Consider the following 17374-nt stretch of genomic DNA (forward strand, 5'->3'; position numbering starts at 1 on the left):
GTTATTTATGCCTGTATAAAATACCAGTAAAACGCAGCGGGGGGCGGGGTAATTCTGGAAGGGCGCTTCAGAAAATGGAATGCAATGACTGAAAATGTGCGGATAAAAGGGTATTATAAATGCACTTTATTGTTGAGGACGACGTTATGTCCGGTAAACGTATTTCACGAGAAAAAAAGACGATCGCCAGAATGATCGCCCTGTACGAAAACAGGTGTCCGCACGCCATAAAAGAAGAGGGGCACTATTCGGCGCTCAAGGCTTATGCCGATAAGCGGCTGGATAAATGCGTGTTTGGTGAGGAAAAACCTGCCTGCAAACAGTGCCCTGTGCACTGTTATCAGCCCGCCCGACGGGAAGAGATGAAGCAGGTGATGCGCTGGGCAGGGCCACGTATGTTATGGCGCCATCCGATTCTGACCATCCGTCATCTGATCGACGATCGCCGTCCGGTTCCGGAATTACCCGAAAAGTATCGGCCCAAAAAATAACCGGCTCCGCGCCGCAGTGGGCGACAAATTACGCGCAGGGCGACGTCGCCGGAATGACGGGTTAATTCAGGCTCTCTTTATCGATTCCCAGACGCTTCATGCGCGAGAGCAGGGTGGTACGCTTCAGCCCCAGCCGTTGCGCCGCACCTTTCGGTCCGGCTACCACGCCGTTGGTCTCCTTCAGCACTCGCATAATGAGCTGATATTCATCTTCTCCCTCTTTCGCAAGCTCGGTTGCGGTCACGGTCGTTTCAGAGAGAGTAACCTCTGGCAGGGAGAGCTGGAGCACGTTCCCGCGGGTCAGCAGGACCGCGCGCTCAATGACGTTTTCCAGCTCGCGCACGTTCCCCGGCCACTCCATCGCCGAGAGTGTGCGTAGCGTTTCGGCAGGAATACTGTCGATATTTCGCCCCATCCGGCGGGCAATCTTCGCGGTAAAGGCTTTTACCAGCAGCGGAATATCTTCCGGGCGCTCGCGCAGCGGCGGCAGGCAGATCGGGAAGACGTTCAGGCGATAGTAAAGATCGCTGCGAAACTCGCGGTCGGCGACCATTTTTTTCAGATCGCGATTGGTGGCGGCAATCAGACGCACGTCGGTCTGGATCAGCTTGTTGCTGCCGAGGCGCTCGAACTCCTGCTCCTGCAAAACGCGCAGCAGCTTGGGCTGAAGCTCCAGCGGCATATCGCCCACTTCGTCGAGGAACAACGAGCTTTTATCCGCCAGTTCAAAACGGCCCAGCCGCTGGCTGCTGGCGCCGGTAAAGGCGCCACGCTCGTGGCCGAACAGGTCGCTTTCCAGTAAGCCCGCAGGCATCGCCGCGCAGTTCATCTTCACCATCCGGCGGCTATTGCGGTTGCTCAGGTTGTGGATCGCCCGGGCAATCAGCTCTTTCCCGGTACCGGTTTCACCGAGGATCAGCACCGTGCTGTCGCTCTGCGCCACCATTTCCACCTGCTTAAGGACGCTGTACATGGCATCGCTGCGTCCGATGATTTCGCCAAACTCGCTGTCCACGTTGTTGAGCTGCTCGGTCAGCGCCAGGTTTTCGTCCACCAGCCTCTCCTTCAGGCGGTGGATCTCCTGATAGGCGAGGGCGTTATCCAGCGCAATGGAGATACGCTCGGCGATCTGGCGCAGCAGCTTCAGGTTGGCGGTGGTAAATACGGCCTCATCGCACTGCGCCAGTTTAAGCACGCCGAGCATGGTGTTGCCGGACATCAGCGGCAGCAGGCACAGGGTCTGGATCTTGTTGCCCCAGGTGTTGAACAACATCCGCTCGTAGGGGGCTACCGGATCCTGTTCATTGAGATTGAGCAGCAGGATCTCTTTGCTTTTAAATACCCGCTCGGACAGCGTTCCCGCTTCGTCCACTTCGCTCTGCTCGTGCGCCGGGTTGGCTTCATCAAGGTAGTGGGTGGAGTAGATGTTCAGCTTGCCTTTCCGGTTGCCGCGTAGCGCAATGCTGATGGCATCGATTTTAAAATAGTGATGGATCTCTTTTGACACTTCGCTGACCAACTCATCCATGTCCAGGCGGGAGAGCACGGCGTTGGTGATGGCAACCAGAATGCGGAAGTTATCGCGCTCGCGGCTCAGCAGGTCGTAATCCACGTTATTGGTGACGCGGCTTTGGATCTGCTCCGCGACAACGGCCACAATCTGGGTAAAGGTGTGCAGGCGTTCGTACTCCGCCTCGCTCCAGGGCTGGTCGGTATCGCGGATAAACTCGCAGCCGCCAAAAATTTGCCCTTCCACCGCCAGCGGCAGCATGCTGTAGTGGCCGAACGGGTGGTAAAGATTGCTCTCTGCCAGCTTCGGCCAGGCCTGGCGAAACTGGTCAAAATTGCAGTGCAGCGCTTCCGGGCGGGAGAGAATACGCCGCACCGGACCGTGGGCCAGAAACGTTTCATCTTCATATTCGAAGATTTTGCCGTTATCACGCGTTGAGAAATAGCTCGCGCGGTGGGTTGCGCTATGCCAGAGCACAATGGCGGCGCTGTCCGCCAGCGCTGATTGCCTGACCAGCCGCGTCAGGGCATCGCTCAGCGCGCCGAGATCGGGCTGTTGTAAAAGTGTGCGCGTGATGTCAAACAGGCCCTGCTGTCCAAGATCGCTCATCGGTGTATACGGCATTGTTGCTTTCCAATAGAAACTGGCAAAAAGAGAAATTCAGCGCTGACCGCTTTTGGCGCGGTCTAGCAAATTCGGGGTAACGGTTCAGCGTGCGGCAGATCCAGCGTGCGCTTCACGCCGTAAAGCCCGGTCAGGCGCACCCCTTTGCGCTCAACCACGTCGCCGATGATGGCCGCGTCTTTCCCTAAAGGATGTGCGCGCAGCTGTGCAAGTACGGCTTCCGCCGCCGCGCGTTCCACGCCGATCACCAGCTTGCCCTCATTGGCAAAGTTAAGCGGGTCTAGCCCTAATAGCTCGCACAGCCCGCGCACGGCGGGCTTAACGGGCAGGCCGCGCTCGGTCAGCTCAATCCCGCAGCCGCAGCTTGCCGCGAACTCGTGCACGACGGCATTCACGCCGCCCCGCGTGGCGTCGCGCAGGGCTTTTACGCCCGACATGTCGCGCAGCGTCTGGATCAGCGGCGTGAGTACCGCGCAGTCACTGCGCAGCTCGCCATCCAGCCCCAGGCCTTCGCGCAGGTTCAGGATGGTTGCCCCGTGGCAGCCCAGCGTGCCGCTGACAATCAGCACGTCGCCTGCGCAAAGCTGCTGCGCGCTCCAGTGAATGTCGGCAGGGATCGCCCCCATCCCGGCGGTGTTGATGAAGAGCTTATCCGCCGCGCCGCGCTGTACCACCTTGGTATCCCCGGTGACGATGGCGATCCCCGCCTCGCGGGCGGTGTGCGCCATGCTGTTGACCACCGCCGTGAGCGTCTCCATTGGTAACCCTTCTTCGAGGATAAACCCGCAGGAGAGGTAGCGGGGGATCGCGCCGCTGACGGCGACGTCGTTTGCCGTGCCGCAGACGGCGAGCTTGCCGATATCGCCGCCCGGGAAGAACAGCGGGTCAATCACGTAGCTGTCGGTAGAGAACGCCAGCCTGTCACCGTGGGCGGTCAGGGCCGCGAGGTCAATACGCGCCTGATCTTCCTGCTCGGCGAGCCAGGGGTTATTAAAGGCTTCCATAAACAGCCGGTTAATCAACTGCTGCATCGCCTGTCCACCGCTTCCGTGCGCCATTTCCACCGTGTTCATGCTTCACACTCCTGGTTGCGATAGTGATACCACGCGGCGCATGCCCCTTCGGAAGAGACCATCAGCGCGCCAAACGCGGTTTGCGGGTTACAGGCGTTGCCAAATAACGGGCAGTGATGAGGTTTGCATTTGCCGGTGAGTACGTCGCCACAGCGGGCGCGGGGATCGTCGCACACCTGCTGCGGCTGCGGGCGGAAATGCGCTTCGGCGTCGAAGGCGCGATACGTGGGCGTCAGGTGCACGCCGGATTCGGCAATCAACCCCAGTCCGCGCCACTCGCTGTCGCCTTCGACGCTAAACACGTCGGCTATGGCCTGCTGTGCCCGTCTGTTACCTGCATCGGGCACCACGCGACGATACTGATTTTCCACCGCACTCAGGGCCGCTATTTTCTGCTCAACCAGCATGGTCACGCCTTGCAGTAGATCAAGTGGCTCGAAACCAGCCACCACTAACGGACGATTGTACTGTTCAGCGATAAAACCGTAGGCTTCTGTGCCGATCACCATGCTGACGTGGCCCGGCGCCAGAAACGCGTCGATACCGTTATCCGGCGCTTCAAGCAGGCTGCGCAGCGTGGGAATAAGCGTGATGTGCTGGCAGAAAAAGTAAAAGTTAGTGACGTTGCGGGCTTTCGCCTGCTGGAGGGTAATGGCGGTGGCGGGCATGGTGGTTTCAAAACCCAGCCCGAAAAAGACGACCTTACGCTCAGGATTAGCCATCGCCAGCGTCAGGGCATCCATCGGTGAGTAGACGATCCGCACGTCTGCGCCGCGCGCCTTCGCCTGGAGCAGCGAGCCATTTTTTCCCGGTACACGCATGGCGTCGCCAAAGGTGCAAAAAATCACACCGGGGCGGCTGGCGATGTCGATACAGCTGTCGATGCGCCCCATCGGCAGCACGCACACCGGGCAGCCGGGGCCGTGGATAAACTCGATGTTCTCCGGCAGCAGCTGGTCGAGGCCAAATTTAAAGATGGCGTGGGTGTGTCCGCCGCACACCTCCATGATCCGCAGCGGTTTTTCTTTCGTGTAGTCCAGCAGCGAGGCGCGGGTTTTCAGGCGATCGATAAGCTGCAACACCTGCTCCGGCGCGCGATATTCATCAACGTAACGCATGTGTTATCGCTCCTCGCCATACAGCAGGGCGCCCACGTCCGGCTCGACGTCAAACATATTCTGTAGCGCATCCAGCGTGTCGCGGGCTTCTTCCTCATTAATCACGCTCATGGCAAAACCCACGTGGACCAGCACCCACTGGCCGAGACGCGTTGCGCCGGTCTCATCGTGGCTGCCTACCAGCGTCAGGTCGACATCGCGCAGGATGCCGCAGACCTCCACTTTGGCCTGATTGCCGTCGAGGGAATGAATTTGTCCGGGGACGCCTATGCACATCGTTCGTTCTCCAGCCAGTTCAGCCAGGCGTCCATCCCGTCGCCGCGCGTGGCGGAAACCAGCAGGATCTCAATGTCCGGGTTCACTTCCCGGGCGTAAGCCAGGCACTTATCCACGTCGAAATTCAGGTACGGCAGCAGGTCGACCTTGTTCAGCAGCATGAGGGAGGCGGCGGCAAACATATGCGGATATTTCAGCGGCTTGTCTTCCCCTTCGGTCACGGAGAGCACCGCCACTTTATGCCGCTCGCCGAGGTCGAAGCTTGCCGGGCAGACCAGGTTGCCGACGTTTTCAATAAACAGGATACCGTTATCCGCCAGCGGCAGGCGCGGGGCGGCGTCGGCAATCATCTGCGCGTCCAGGTGGCACCCTTTCCCGGTGTTGACCTGAATCGCAGGCGTACCGGTTTCGCGGATGCGCGCCGCGTCGTTTACCGTTTGCTGGTCACCTTCGATCACGGCGCAGGAGACGCGTTTATTCAGCCGTTTGAGGGTTTCGGTCAGCAGCGTGGTTTTACCGGAGCCGGGGCTGGAGACCAGGTTCAGCACCAGCTGTTCGCGCGCGGCAAAGCGGGCGCGATTGCGGGCGGCGAGCTGGTTATTCTTGTCCAGCACGTTGATCTCCACCTCCAGCATCTGGCGCTGGCTGATGCCCGGCGCGTGCGTACCCGCTTCGCCGTGGCCGTAATGGAGGTCGCCCGCGTCGGAACGCTGCGGGGCAAAGGTGATGCCGGTCAGGGCCGCCGCGGGACGCGGGGCAGGAGAAAAGGGCGCGGAGCGAAACGCGGAGTGGGGACGGTGTTCATCCCCTTCTATATACAGGTTGCCTTCAGCGCAACCGCAGGTACTACACATACATTACTCCTTCTCGATTTCGAGGCGTTGGATCTGCATACCGTCATCCGCCACGATGCGCAGCCCGCTGCTCTGGCACTGCGGACAGCGCTGTACCTTCGATGACAGCAGCGTGACGTACTGCTGACACTGCTCGCACCAGCACTCCGCCTGCTGCTCGTCGATATGCAGCTCGCACCCTTCCGCCAGCGTGCCGCGGCACACCAGCTCAAAACAGAAGGTGAGGGCGCTGGTCTCGACGCAGGAAAACGCCCCGACCTTCAGCCAGACGCCGGTGACGCGTTTCGCGTGGTTTTGCAATGCCTGCTGTTCGATAAGTTCCAGTGCCCGCTGGCAGAGGGTGATTTCGTGCATGACGCCTCCTTAATGAATTGCCCCTTCAATGCAATAACGGTGCCAGCTTGATTTGCGTTACGGCGTGACGATGTCAACGCTGTCGAAATGACACGTCGACACCGCGGCGGTGACAGTGCGCATCTCTTTAAAACCCATTTAAATCAACAAATTAAAAACTGGCACGAAATATGCTTAATAGCCGCTAACTCCATTAACCGGATACCTTTTATGACTATTTGGGAAATTAGCGAAAAAGCGGATTACATCGCGCAACGTCATCAGCAGCCCCAGGAGCAATGGCACCTGTACTGCAATTCACTGATCCAGGGGATCACGCTGTCGAAGGCCCATCTGCATCACGCCATGAGCTGTGCGGCGCAGGGGGATATGCGTTTTGTCCTGTTCGGCCACTTTACGATTTACGTCACCCTGGCGGAGACCTTCAACAGCCACACGATTGAGTACTACGTCGAGACGAAAGAGGGCGACAGACACTGCATCGCCCGGGCGCAGCTGATGGCGGACGGCATGGTGGACGGTCACGTCAGCAACCGCGATCGCCAGCAGGTGCTGGAGCACTATCTGGAGAAAATCGCGCCGGTTTATAACGGCCTCTACGCCGCCGTTGAGCATGACAGGCCAGTCAACCTGAAACAGCTGATCGACGGAAAATCCTCCGCGAACGTGGCCTGAAAAGCGAGTGTCGAGAAGTGTCGATAAGACAGTTTTTTTCGTCAAAAATGACCATCACCAGAGGATGACCCGGTGAACCGTTTTGTAATTGCTGACTCGACGGTCTGTATTGGCTGTCGGACCTGTGAGGCGGCGTGCTCAGAAACGCACCGCCTGCACGGGCTACAGTCCATGCCGCGCCTGCGCGTCATGCGTAATGAGAAAGAGTCTGCCCCGCAGCTCTGTCACCACTGTGAAGACGCCCCGTGCGCGGGCGTCTGTCCTGTCAATGCCATCACCCGCGTTGACGGCGCGGTACAGCTGAACGAAAGCCTGTGCGTGAGCTGCAAGCTGTGCGGCATCGCCTGTCCGTTCGGCGCTATTGAGTTTTCCGGCAGCCGTCCGCTGCATATTCCGGCGAATGCCAATACCCCAAAAGCGCCGCCTGCGCCACCAGCTCCGGCACGCGTGAGTACGCTGCTGGACTGGGTGCCGGGCATTCGCGCCGTTGCGGTGAAGTGCGATCTGTGCAGCTTCGATGAGCAGGGTCCGGCCTGCGTGCGGACCTGCCCGACCCGGGCGCTGGTCCTGGTCAACATCCGCGACATCGCTCGCACCAGCAAACGCAAGCGCGAGCTGACCATCAATACCGACGTCGGCGATCTTTCGCTGCTGCGGGCGCTTAACGAGGGGGCGAAATGAACGCGATAGTTATGATGACCAGCGGTGTGGCCTGGTTTGCCGCCGCCGCTGTCCTGGCGCTGCTCCTCTCCTTCCATAAAACGCTGAGCGGCGTGATCGCCGGTATCGGCGGGGCGGTCGGCAGCCTGATGACGCTGGCGGCGGGCGGGGTTGTCCTGATCGACGGCCAGTCCGTCGACACCCTCATCCCGCTGATTCACCACGCCGTTGAGCTTACGCCGCTGAACGCCATCTGGCTGATAACCTTTGGCCTGTGCGGACTGTTTATCAGCCTGTTTAATATCGACTGGCACCGACATCAGCACACCAAAGCCAACGGCCTGCTGGTTAACCTGTTGATGGCCGCCGCGGTCTGTACCGTTATCGCCAGCAACCTCGGCGCGCTGGTGGTGATGGCAGAAATCATGGCCCTGTGCGGCGTGTTCCTGACCGGATGCAGCGCCTCCGGCAAGCTGTGGTTTGCGCTCGGACGTCTCGGTACGCTGCTGCTGGCGCTGGCCTGCTGGCTGGTGTGGCAGCGTTTCGGCACGCTGGATTTTGCCGCGCTTAACGGTCAGCCGCTGGGCAACGACGTCTGGCTGTTGGGCGTAGTCGGTTTTGGCCTGCTGGCCGGGATTATCCCGCTGCACGGCTGGGTGCCGCAGGCACATGCCAATGCCTCAGCCCCGGCCGCTGCGCTGTTCTCCACCGTGGTGATGAAGGTCGGTCTGTTCGGCATCCTGATGATAACCCTGACGGGCGGTCAGCCGCCGCTGTGGTGGGGCGTGGCGCTGCTGATTGCGGGGATGATCACCGCGTTCGTCGGCGGGCTGTACGCGCTGATGGAGCACAACATCCAGCGTCTGCTGGCGTACCACACCCTGGAGAACATCGGGATTATCCTGCTCGGCATGGGCGCGGGCGTCACCGGGCTGGCGCTCAACCAGCCGGCGCTGATTGCCGCCGGGTTTATTGGTGGTCTGTATCACCTTATCAACCACAGTCTGTTTAAAAGCACCCTGTTCCTCGGTGCGGGCAGCGTCTGGTTCCGCACCGGGCACCGCGATATTGAAAAGCTCGGCGGGATTGGCAAAAAAATGCCCGTCATTTCGCTGGCGATGCTGGTCGGGCTGATGGCGATGGCTGCGCTGCCGCCGCTGAACGGCTTTGCCGGCGAGTGGGTTATCTATCAGTCCTTCTTCGCCCTCGGCCAGAGCGAGGCGTTTATCGGGCGTTTACTCGGCCCGCTGCTGGCGGTGGGCCTGGCGATCACCGGCGCGCTGGCGGTGATGTGTATGGCGAAGGTTTACGGCGTCACCTTCCTGGGCGCACCGCGTACGCGTGAGGCTGAGAACGCCTGCTGCGCACCGCTACTGATGGGCGTAAGCGTGGTCGCACTGGCGCTGTGCTGCATCGCGGGCGGGGTTGCCGCGCCGTGGTTGCTGCCGCAGCTGGGCCACGCCATTCCGCTGCCGCTGGTCACGGCGCATACCGTCGTTTCCCAGCCGATGATGGCGCTGCTGCTGATTGCCGCGCCGCTCCTGCCGTTCGTGCTGATGCTGTTCTTCAGACGCGACCGTCTCGCCTCCCGCTCGCGCGGCGCGGCGTGGGCCTGCGGCTACGAACATGAGCAGTCGATGGTCATCACCGCCCACGGTTTCGCTATGCCGGTGAAGGAGAACTTCGCCGCCGTGCTGAAGCTGCGCCACTGGCTGAACCCGGTGGGCTGGGTGCCGGGCTGGCAGGGTGCCGCCGTGCCCGTGCTGTTCCGCCGCCTGGCGCTGATCGAACTGGCGGTGCTGGTGGTGATTGTCATTTCACGAGGAGCCTGACATGAGTCTGTTACTGGCAATTCTTCAGGCGCTGGTGCTGTTCGCCGCCGCGCCGCTGCTGTCGGGCATCACGCGCGTGGCGCGCGCCCGGCTGCACAACCGTCGCGGACCTGGCGTGCTCCAGGAGTACCGCGATCTCTTCAAACTGCTTTCCCGTCAGAGCGTCGCGCCGGACGCCGCAGGCTGGGTGTTCCGCCTGACGCCGTTTGTGATGGTGGGCGTGATGCTGACCATCGCCACCGCGCTGCCGGTGGTGACGGTGGGCTCGCCGCTGCCGGTGCTGGGCGATCTGATTACGCTGATCTACCTCTTCGCCATCGCGCGTTTCTTCTTTGCGATTGCGGGTCTGGATACCGGCAGCCCGTTTACGGGTATCGGCGCCAGCCGCGAAGCGATGCTCGGCGTGCTGGTTGAGCCAATTCTGCTGCTGGGGCTGTGGGTCGCCGCGCAGGTTGCAGGCTCGACCCATATCAGTTTTATCACCGACACCGTTTACCACTGGCCGGTTTCACGTTCTCTCCCGCTGGTGCTGGCGCTCTGCGCCTGCGCGTTCGCCACCTTTATCGAGATGGGCAAGCTGCCGTTCGATCTCGCGGAAGCGGAGCAGGAATTACAGGAGGGGCCGCTCACCGAATACAGCGGCTACGGCTTTGCGGTGCTGAAGTGGGGCATCAGCCTCAAGCAGCTGGTGGTGTTGCAGATGTTCGTCGGCGTTTTCTTCCCGTGGGGGCAGATGACGCACTTCTCTGCGGGCGGCCTGCTGCTGGCCGTGGTGGTGGCTGTGCTCAAGCTGCTTATCGGCGTGCTGGTGATTGCCCTGTTTGAAAACAGCATGGCGCGCCTGCGTTTTGTCGAAACGTCACGCATCACCTGGGCCGGTTTTGGTTTTGCATTTTTAGCGTTCGTCTCCTTGCTGGTGGCGTGATTAAAGAGAGTGTTTATGTCTGAAGAAAAGAAAGGTCAGCAGTATCTCGCCGCGTTGCATCAGGCTTTCCCGGGCGTGGTGCTGGAGGAGTCCTGGCAAACCAAAGACCAGGTAACCGTCACCATTAAGGTGAACTATCTGCCGGAAGTGGTGGAGTTTCTCTATTACCAGCAGGGCGGCTGGCTGTCAGTGCTGTTCGGCAACGACGAGCGTCAGCTGTGTGGCAACTATGCGGTGTACTACGTGATGTCGATGGAGCAGGGGGAGAAGTGCTGGCTCACCGTGCGCGTAGAGGTCGATCCGGCTAAACCGGAATACCCCTCCGTCACGCCGCGCGTGCCTGCCGCCGTCTGGGGCGAGCGCGAAGTGCGCGACATGTATGGTCTGGTGCCGGTTGGCCTGCCTGACGAGCGCCGCCTGGTGCTGCCGGACGACTGGCCGGATGAACTCTATCCGCTGCGCAAGGACAGCATGGACTACCGCCAGCGCCCGGCCCCGACCACCGACAGCGAAACCTACGAGTTCATCAACGAGCTGGGCAGCAAGAAGAATAACGTGGTGCCGATTGGCCCGCTGCACGTTACCTCCGACGAACCGGGCCACTTCCGCCTGTTCGTCGACGGCGAGAACATTATCGACGCCGACTACCGCCTGTTCTACGTCCACCGCGGCATGGAGAAGCTGGCGGAGACCCGCATGGGCTACAACGAAGTCACGTTCCTCTCTGACCGCGTGTGCGGCATCTGCGGCTTTGCCCACAGCACCGCCTACACCACCTCTGTGGAAAACGGCATGGGGATCGTGGTGCCGGAACGCGCGCAGATGATCCGCGCCATTCTGCTGGAGGTGGAGCGCCTGCACTCGCACCTGCTCAACCTCGGCCTGGCCTGCCACTTCGTCGGCTTTGACTCCGGGTTTATGCAGTTCTTCCGCGTGCGCGAGGCGTCGATGAAGATGGCGGAGATCCTTACCGGGGCGCGTAAAACCTACGGCCTGAACCTGATCGGCGGGATCCGCCGCGACCTGCTGAAAGACGACATGATCCAGACCCGCCAGCTGGCGCAGCAGATGCGGCGGGACGTGCAGGAGCTGGTGGACATGCTGCTCAGCACGCCAAACATTGAGCAGCGCACCGTCGGGATTGGTCGTCTTGACCCGGAAATCGCCCGCGACTTCAGTAACGTTGGTCCGATGGTGCGCGCCAGTGGCCACGCCCGCGATACCCGCGCCGATCACCCGTTCGTCGGCTACGGCCTGCTGCCGATGAGCGTGCACAGCGAGCAGGGCTGCGACGTCATCTCCCGTCTGAAGGTGCGCATCAACGAGGTATTCACCGCGCTGAACATGATCGACTACGGCCTCGATAATCTGCCGGGCGGCCCGCTGATGGTGGAAGGCTTCACCTACATTCCAAACCGCTTTGCCCTCGGCTTTGCCGAAGCGCCGCGCGGGGACGACATCCACTGGAGCATGACCGGCGACAACCAGAAGCTCTACCGCTGGCGCTGCCGTGCGGCGACCTACGCCAACTGGCCCACCCTGCGCTACATGCTGCGCGGCAATACGGTCTCTGACGCGCCGCTGATCATCGGCAGCCTCGACCCGTGCTACTCCTGCACCGACCGCATGACCGTCGTGGACGTGCGCAAGAAGAAAAGCCAGGTGGTGCCGTACAAAGAGCTTGAGCGCTACAGCATCGAGCGTAAGAACTCGCCGCTGAAATAAGGATTCGCCATGTTTACCTTCATCAAAAAAGTGATCAAAACCGGCGCGCAGACCAGCAGTTATCCGCTGGAGCCGATCCCGGTGGATAAAAACTTTCGCGGCAAGCCGGAGCACAACCCGCAGCAGTGCATCGGCTGCGCGGCCTGCGTCAACGCCTGCCCGTCGAATGCCTTAACGGTGGAAACGGACCTGAAAACCGGCGAGCTGGCCTGGCAGTTTAACCTCGGGCGCTGCATCTTCTGCGGCCGCTGCGAGGAGGTCTGCCCGACGGTGGCCATTCGCCTGTCTCAGGAGTACGAGCTGGCGGTGTGGAAAAAAGAGGACTTCCTCCAGCAGTCGCGCTTTGCGCTGTGCAACTGCCGCGTCTGCAAGCGTCCGTTCGCCGTGCAAAAAGAGATCGACTACGCCATCGCGCTGCTGAAGCACAACGGCGACGTCCGCGCGGAGCATCACCGCGAAAACTTCGAAACCTGCCCGGAGTGCAAGCGTCAGAAATGCCTGCTGCCGTCCGACCGCATCGATTTAACCCGCCATATGAGAGAGGCCAGCTGATGGAAAACTTACTCGGCCCGCGCGACGCTAACGGCATTCCGGTGCCGATGACGGTGGACGAATCCATCGCCAGCATGAAGGCGTCGCTGCTGAAAAAAATCAAACGCTCGGCCTACGTCTACCGCGTGGACTGCGGCGGCTGCAACGGCTGCGAGATTGAGATCTTCGCCACGCTGTCACCGCTGTTTGACGCCGAGCGCTTCGGCATCAAAGTGGTGCCGTCTCCGCGCCATGCGGACATTCTGCTGTTTACCGGGGCCGTCACCCGCGCCATGCGATCCCCCGCGCTGCGCGCCTGGCAGTCCGCGCCGGACCCGAAAATCTGCATCTCGTACGGTGCCTGCGGCAACAGCGGCGGCATCTTCCACGACCTGTACTGCGTCTGGGGCGGCACCGACAAAATCGTGCCGGTGGACGTCTACATTCCGGGCTGCCCGCCGACGCCCGCCGCGACGCTGTACGGTTTTGCCATGGCGCTCGGCCTGCTGGAGCAGAAAATCCACGCCCGCGAGCCGGGCGAGCTGGACAACCAGCCAGCCACTATCCTGCACCCGGATATGGTGCAGCCGCTGCGGGTGAAGATCGACCGCACGGCGCGCAGGCTGGCGGGCTACCGCTACGGACGCCAGATTGCCGACGATTATCTGCGCCTGCTGAGCCAGGGCGACCATCAGGTGGCGCGCTGGCTGGAGGCGGAAAACGATCCGCGACTCAATGAGATCGTGGCGAACCTGAACAGCATCGTGGATGAGGCGCGTATCCGATGAGTGAAACGGTGGTGTTCAGCCAGCTGAGCCGTAAGTTTATTGATGAGAACGATGCCACGCCGGCTGCGGCGCAGCAGGTGGTCTATTACAGCCTGGCGATTGGGCATCACCTCGGGGTGATCGACTGCCTGGAGGCGGCGCTGAGCTGCCCGTGGGCCGATTACCTGGCGTGGATCGCCACGCTGGAGGAGGGCAGCACGGCGCGGCGCAAGATGGAGGGCGTGCCGAAATACGGCGAGATCGTCATCGATGCCAACCACATTGCGATGCTCGCCAACGCCTTTGACGAGGCGCTGAGCAGGCAAACCCCCGAGCAGCAGGCGTGGAGCAAAACGCTGCTTAGCATGCTGCACGATATTCATCAGGAGAGCGCCATCTACCTGATGGTGAGGAGATTACGTGACTGACGTTTTACTGTGTGTCGGCAACAGCATGATGGGCGACGACGGCGCGGGTCCGCTGCTGGCGGAACTGTGCGCCGCAAACCCGCCGGGCAGTTGGGTGGTGATTGACGGCGGCAGCGCGCCGGAAAACGACGTGGTGGCCATTCGCGAGCTGCGCCCGGACAGGCTGTTAATCGTTGATGCCACCGATATGGGGCTCAACCCCGGTGAGATCCGCCTGATTGACCCGGACGACATCGCCGAAATGTTTATGATGACGACGCACAATATGCCGCTGAACTACCTGGTCGATCAGATTAAAGACGACGTGGGCGAGGTGCTGTTTTTGGGGATTCAGCCGGACATTGTCGGGTTCTATTACCCGATGACGCCGCCGGTGAAAGAGGCGGTGGACGTGGTGTATTCACGGCTAGCGGAGTGGGTTGGGGATGGAGGTTTTTCTCTGCTCTGAGCAGTGCCGGGTGGCGGCTTCGCCTTACCCGGCCTACCAAACCCATCCCCCTCTCCCTGTGGGAGAGGGCTGGGGTGAGGGCAACAGGCTACTCCAGATCCCCCCCGTTACTCGCAATCACCTTCTTATACCACCAGAATGATTTCTTGCGCTTGCGGTCCAGCGTGCCGTTGCCGGCGTCGTCCCGGTCGACGTACACAAACCCGTAGCGCTTGCTCATTTCCCCCGTTGAGGCCGATACCAGGTCAATACAGCCCCAGGTGGTGTAGCCCAGCAGCGGGACGCCGTCCTCAATCGCATCAGCCATCGCGCGAATATGCTCGCGCAGGTAGCTGATTCGGTAGTCGTCGTTGATCTCGCCGTTTTCATCAATGACGTCCTTCGCTCCAAGGCCGTTTTCCACCAGGAACAGCGGCTTCTGGTAGCGGTCGTACATCATGTTCATGGTGATGCGCAGGCCGAGCGGGTCGATGCCCCAGCCCCACTCGCTCACCTGAATGTGTGGGTTACGCAGGGACTTCACGATGTTCGCCGCGCTGGTGTTGCCCGCGTTCATGTCCGCCGACGCGCAGCGCGAGGCGTAATAGCTGAACGAGACAAAGTCGACGGTGTTTTTCAGCAGTTCATCGTCGCCGGGGTCTTTGACAATCACCACGCCTTTCTCGCGGAACACGCGGGCGGAGTAGGCCGGATAGCTGCCGCGCGCCTGCACGTCGATAAAGAACAGGTTCTCGCGGTCTTTCTCCAGCGCCATCCACACGTCTTCCGGCTTGCAGGAGTACGGGTAGAAATTGCCGCCCGCCAGCATGCAGCCAACCTGGTTTTCCGGGTTCACCTCGTGGGCGATTTTGGTCGCCAGCGCGCTCGCCACCAGCTCGTGGTGCGCGGCCTGGTATTTCACCTGGTCTTCGTTTTCACCTTCCTCAAACACCAGCCCCGCGCCGGAGAACGGACTGTGCAGCATGATGTTGATTTCGTTGAAGGTCAGCCAGTATTTCACCAGCCCGTTAAACGCTTCAAAGCAGGTGCGGGCGTAGCGGGCGAAGAAATCCACCATCTTACGGTTGCGCCAGGAGCCGTACTCCGTCACCAGGTGCATCGGCACGTCGAAGTGGCAGAGCGTCACCAGCGGCTCGATGTTGTACTTTTTACACTCCTCGAACACCGCGCGGTAGAAGGCAATGCCTTCCTGATTCGGCAGCGGTTCGTCGCCGTTCGGGTAGAGGCGGCTCCAGGCAATCGAGGTGCGGAACACCGTAAAGCCCATCTCCGCCATCAGGGCGATGTCTTCTTTGTAGCGATGGTAAAAATCAATCGCCTCGTGGCTCGGGTAGAATTCGTCGTCCCGCAACGAAAACCGTTTTTCCTTGCCGACTTTTACCGCCAGACGGTTTGCGCCGTGGGGGATCATGTCGACCGTCGTCAGTCCTTTGCCGCCTTCACGGTAAGCCCCTTCACTCTGGTTGGCGGCAAGCGCGCCGCCCCATAAAAATCCTTGTGGAAAAACAGACATTCTTACCTCGCTTTCAGTTTATGCTTCTGCTGCTTTGTTCTGTACCGGTGCGGTTTGCAGGGCGCGTGCTTTTTCGGCTTCGTCTTCTACCGGGATATCCTCAAACCCTAACAGCAGGGTTAGCACAAACGACAGCACTACCGCCAGACCCATCACGCCAAACACCCAGACGATGGTCATCGGGTTGGCCGGGTCGAAGAACTGCACGCTGGTAAACAGCCCCGGCGCCGCCATCGAATGGCTGGCAAGGCCTGCCATGCCTGCCACCGCGCCGCAGATAAAGCCGCTGATCAGGCTCGCAATCAGCGGACGCTTCAGGCGTACCGCTACGCCGTACAGGGCCGGTTCAGAGATCCCCGCCATGATGGCGGAGGCCGCCGCGGCCAGCGCCGTCTGGCGCAGCTCCGGGTTTTTGGTTTTCCACGCCACCGCCAGCGACGAGCCGCCGAGCGACAGGTTGGCGCCGATCTCCGACGGCATCACCATCCCTTCTTTGCCCGTTTCGGCAATGGTCTGGATGATGGTCGGCGTAAACACGCGGTGCATCCCGGTCATCACCAGCAGCGGCCACAGCGCGCCCATAATGGCAACGGAGAGCCAGCCCAGATAGCCGTGAATGGTGTAGACCAGCGCGGAGATGGCGCTGCCGATCCAGATCCCGAGCGGGCCAATCAGCACGATGGCGAGCGGGGCGGCAATCAGCACGATCAGCATCGGCTTGAGGAAGTTTTTGGTCACCGCCGGGGTAATGCGATCCACCCAGCGTTCGATGTATGACAGGCACCAGGTCATCACCAGGGCGGGGATCACCGTGTAGGTGTATTTCACCGCCGTCACCGGAATGAAGGCGAACTCAACGTGCTCGCCCTGCGCGGCCTTGGCCATCAGCTCGATAAAGCTCGGGTGAACCAACACGCCCGCGATGGCGATTGCCAGCGACATGTTGGTTTTGAACTTCACCGCCGCGGACGCCGCCACCATCAGCGGCAGGAAGAAGAACGCGCCATCGCCGATAACGGTCAGGATCGTCAGCGTCGGGTCGCCTTTGCCCAGCACGCCGGTCATCTCAAGGATCATCGCCAGCAGCTTGACCATTGACCCGCCGATGATCGCCGGGATCAGCGGAGACATGGTGCCGATCAGCGCATCGAGGATCCCGGCACCAATGCGGCGCAGCGTGAGCTTCTGTGGACCTTCCGCTACGGCAGGTTGCAGGTTAGCGGGCAGCAGGCTCACCACTTCACGGTATGCCTGGGACACGGTGTTGCCGATGATCACCTGACACTGGTTGTCGTTGCGCACCACGCCGAGCACGCCGCTGATGCTTTTCAGGCGTGCGGCGTCGGTGAGACTTTCGTCTTTCAGGACGAAGCGCAGTCGCGTCATACAGTGGGTGACGGCGACGATGTTCTCTTTACCGCCCAGCGCGCTGACAACGTCGGTCGCCAGCGCAGCGTAATTTTTTGCCATCGGATGTGATCCTGTTATCGTTGTGAGAAGTGTAGGAAACCGGTTTCACACAATCATCATGAGTTTCTTTTAATGAAGCAAGACCACTTTTTATGCATTT

The 17374-nt window shown here is 60.8% G+C and carries 18 protein-coding genes; 10 read left to right on the top strand and 8 right to left on the bottom strand.

Annotated elements, in window-relative coordinates:
• Positions 1–146 precede the first annotated feature (146 nt).
• Complete coding sequence (locus O1722_RS05100) at positions 147–491, top strand: nitrous oxide-stimulated promoter family protein (protein ID WP_022649174.1); 345 nt, start codon at positions 147–149, stop codon at positions 489–491.
• A 61-nt stretch (positions 492–552) separates the two neighbouring features.
• On the opposite strand, the gene flhA is transcribed toward O1722_RS05100, so the two are convergent.
• From flhA to hypA, 6 genes are all read right to left on the bottom strand, one after another.
• Complete coding sequence (gene flhA / locus O1722_RS05105; protein ID WP_032669319.1) at positions 553–2625, bottom strand: formate hydrogenlyase transcriptional activator FlhA; 2073 nt, start codon at positions 2623–2625, stop codon at positions 553–555.
• A 62-nt stretch (positions 2626–2687) separates the two neighbouring features.
• Entirely contained in the window at positions 2688–3698 is a 1011-nt protein-coding gene (hypE, locus tag O1722_RS05110; RefSeq protein WP_033487584.1) for a hydrogenase expression/formation protein HypE, read from the bottom strand.
• The gene (gene hypD, locus O1722_RS05115; RefSeq protein WP_032671927.1) at positions 3695–4816 is read right to left on the bottom strand and encodes a hydrogenase formation protein HypD; all 1122 of its coding nucleotides are present in this window, start codon (positions 4814–4816) and stop codon (positions 3695–3697) included. The genes hypE and hypD overlap by 4 nt, the downstream gene beginning before the upstream one ends.
• Positions 4817–4819: 3 nt before the next feature.
• Entirely contained in the window at positions 4820–5092 is a 273-nt protein-coding gene (locus O1722_RS05120) for a HypC/HybG/HupF family hydrogenase formation chaperone (RefSeq protein WP_015571696.1), read from the bottom strand.
• Complete coding sequence (hypB, locus tag O1722_RS05125) at positions 5083–5946, bottom strand: hydrogenase nickel incorporation protein HypB (protein WP_015571695.1); 864 nt, start codon at positions 5944–5946, stop codon at positions 5083–5085. The genes O1722_RS05120 and hypB overlap by 10 nt, the downstream gene beginning before the upstream one ends.
• A 3-nt stretch (positions 5947–5949) precedes the next feature.
• Positions 5950–6300, bottom strand: coding sequence for a hydrogenase maturation nickel metallochaperone HypA (hypA, locus tag O1722_RS05130; RefSeq protein WP_033487583.1), 351 nt, complete (start codon positions 6298–6300; stop codon positions 5950–5952).
• 210 nt (positions 6301–6510) lie between these two features.
• Here hypA and hycA point away from each other — a divergent pair, with 210 nt between their 5' ends.
• The 9 genes from hycA (at position 6511) to hycI (ending at position 14291) form a co-directional block, all read left to right on the top strand.
• The gene (gene hycA / locus O1722_RS05135) at positions 6511–6975 is read left to right on the top strand and encodes a formate hydrogenlyase regulator HycA (protein ID WP_479954450.1); all 465 of its coding nucleotides are present in this window, start codon (positions 6511–6513) and stop codon (positions 6973–6975) included.
• Positions 6976–7047: 72 nt separating this feature from the next.
• On the top strand, positions 7048–7656 hold the full coding sequence (locus tag O1722_RS05140; protein WP_017692772.1) for a 4Fe-4S dicluster domain-containing protein: 609 nt from the start codon (positions 7048–7050) through the stop codon (positions 7654–7656).
• Entirely contained in the window at positions 7653–9467 is a 1815-nt protein-coding gene (gene hycC, locus O1722_RS05145) for a formate hydrogenlyase subunit 3 (RefSeq protein ID WP_032671924.1), read from the top strand. Before O1722_RS05140 ends, hycC begins: the two co-directional genes overlap by 4 nt.
• 1 nt (position 9468) lies before the next feature.
• Positions 9469–10392, top strand: coding sequence for a respiratory chain complex I subunit 1 family protein (locus tag O1722_RS05150; RefSeq protein WP_017382801.1), 924 nt, complete (start codon positions 9469–9471; stop codon positions 10390–10392).
• Positions 10393–10407: 15 nt separating this feature from the next.
• Positions 10408–12117 (top strand): formate hydrogenlyase subunit HycE, encoded by a 1710-nt coding sequence (gene hycE, locus O1722_RS05155; RefSeq protein ID WP_033487581.1) that lies wholly within the window; start codon positions 10408–10410, stop codon positions 12115–12117.
• Between the two features lie 9 nt (positions 12118–12126).
• Positions 12127–12669, top strand: coding sequence for a formate hydrogenlyase complex iron-sulfur subunit (locus O1722_RS05160; protein ID WP_033487580.1), 543 nt, complete (start codon positions 12127–12129; stop codon positions 12667–12669).
• Positions 12669–13436 carry an NADH-quinone oxidoreductase subunit B family protein gene (locus O1722_RS05165; RefSeq protein WP_032669323.1) on the top strand — a complete coding sequence of 256 codons (768 nt, stop codon included), beginning with the start codon at positions 12669–12671 and terminating at the stop codon, positions 13434–13436. The genes O1722_RS05160 and O1722_RS05165 overlap by 1 nt, the downstream gene beginning before the upstream one ends.
• Positions 13433–13843 (top strand): formate hydrogenlyase maturation HycH family protein, encoded by a 411-nt coding sequence (locus O1722_RS05170; protein ID WP_017382798.1) that lies wholly within the window; start codon positions 13433–13435, stop codon positions 13841–13843. The genes O1722_RS05165 and O1722_RS05170 overlap by 4 nt, the downstream gene beginning before the upstream one ends.
• Positions 13836–14291 carry a hydrogenase maturation peptidase HycI gene (gene hycI / locus O1722_RS05175; protein WP_033487578.1) on the top strand — a complete coding sequence of 152 codons (456 nt, stop codon included), beginning with the start codon at positions 13836–13838 and terminating at the stop codon, positions 14289–14291. The genes O1722_RS05170 and hycI overlap by 8 nt, the downstream gene beginning before the upstream one ends.
• A gap of 88 nt (positions 14292–14379) precedes the next feature.
• Here hycI and O1722_RS05180 read toward each other — a convergent pair whose 3' ends face one another.
• Positions 14380–15804, bottom strand: a complete 1425-nt coding sequence (locus O1722_RS05180) for a 6-phospho-beta-glucosidase (RefSeq protein ID WP_017382796.1) — start codon at positions 15802–15804, stop codon at positions 14380–14382.
• 18 nt (positions 15805–15822) lie between these two features.
• Complete coding sequence (ascF, locus tag O1722_RS05185) at positions 15823–17274, bottom strand: PTS cellobiose/arbutin/salicin transporter subunit IIBC (RefSeq protein ID WP_017382795.1); 1452 nt, start codon at positions 17272–17274, stop codon at positions 15823–15825.
• Between the last annotated feature and the right edge of the window lie 100 nt (positions 17275–17374).

The sequence above is a fragment of the Enterobacter cloacae complex sp. HYC003_NIDB genome (genome assembly GCF_056673375.1).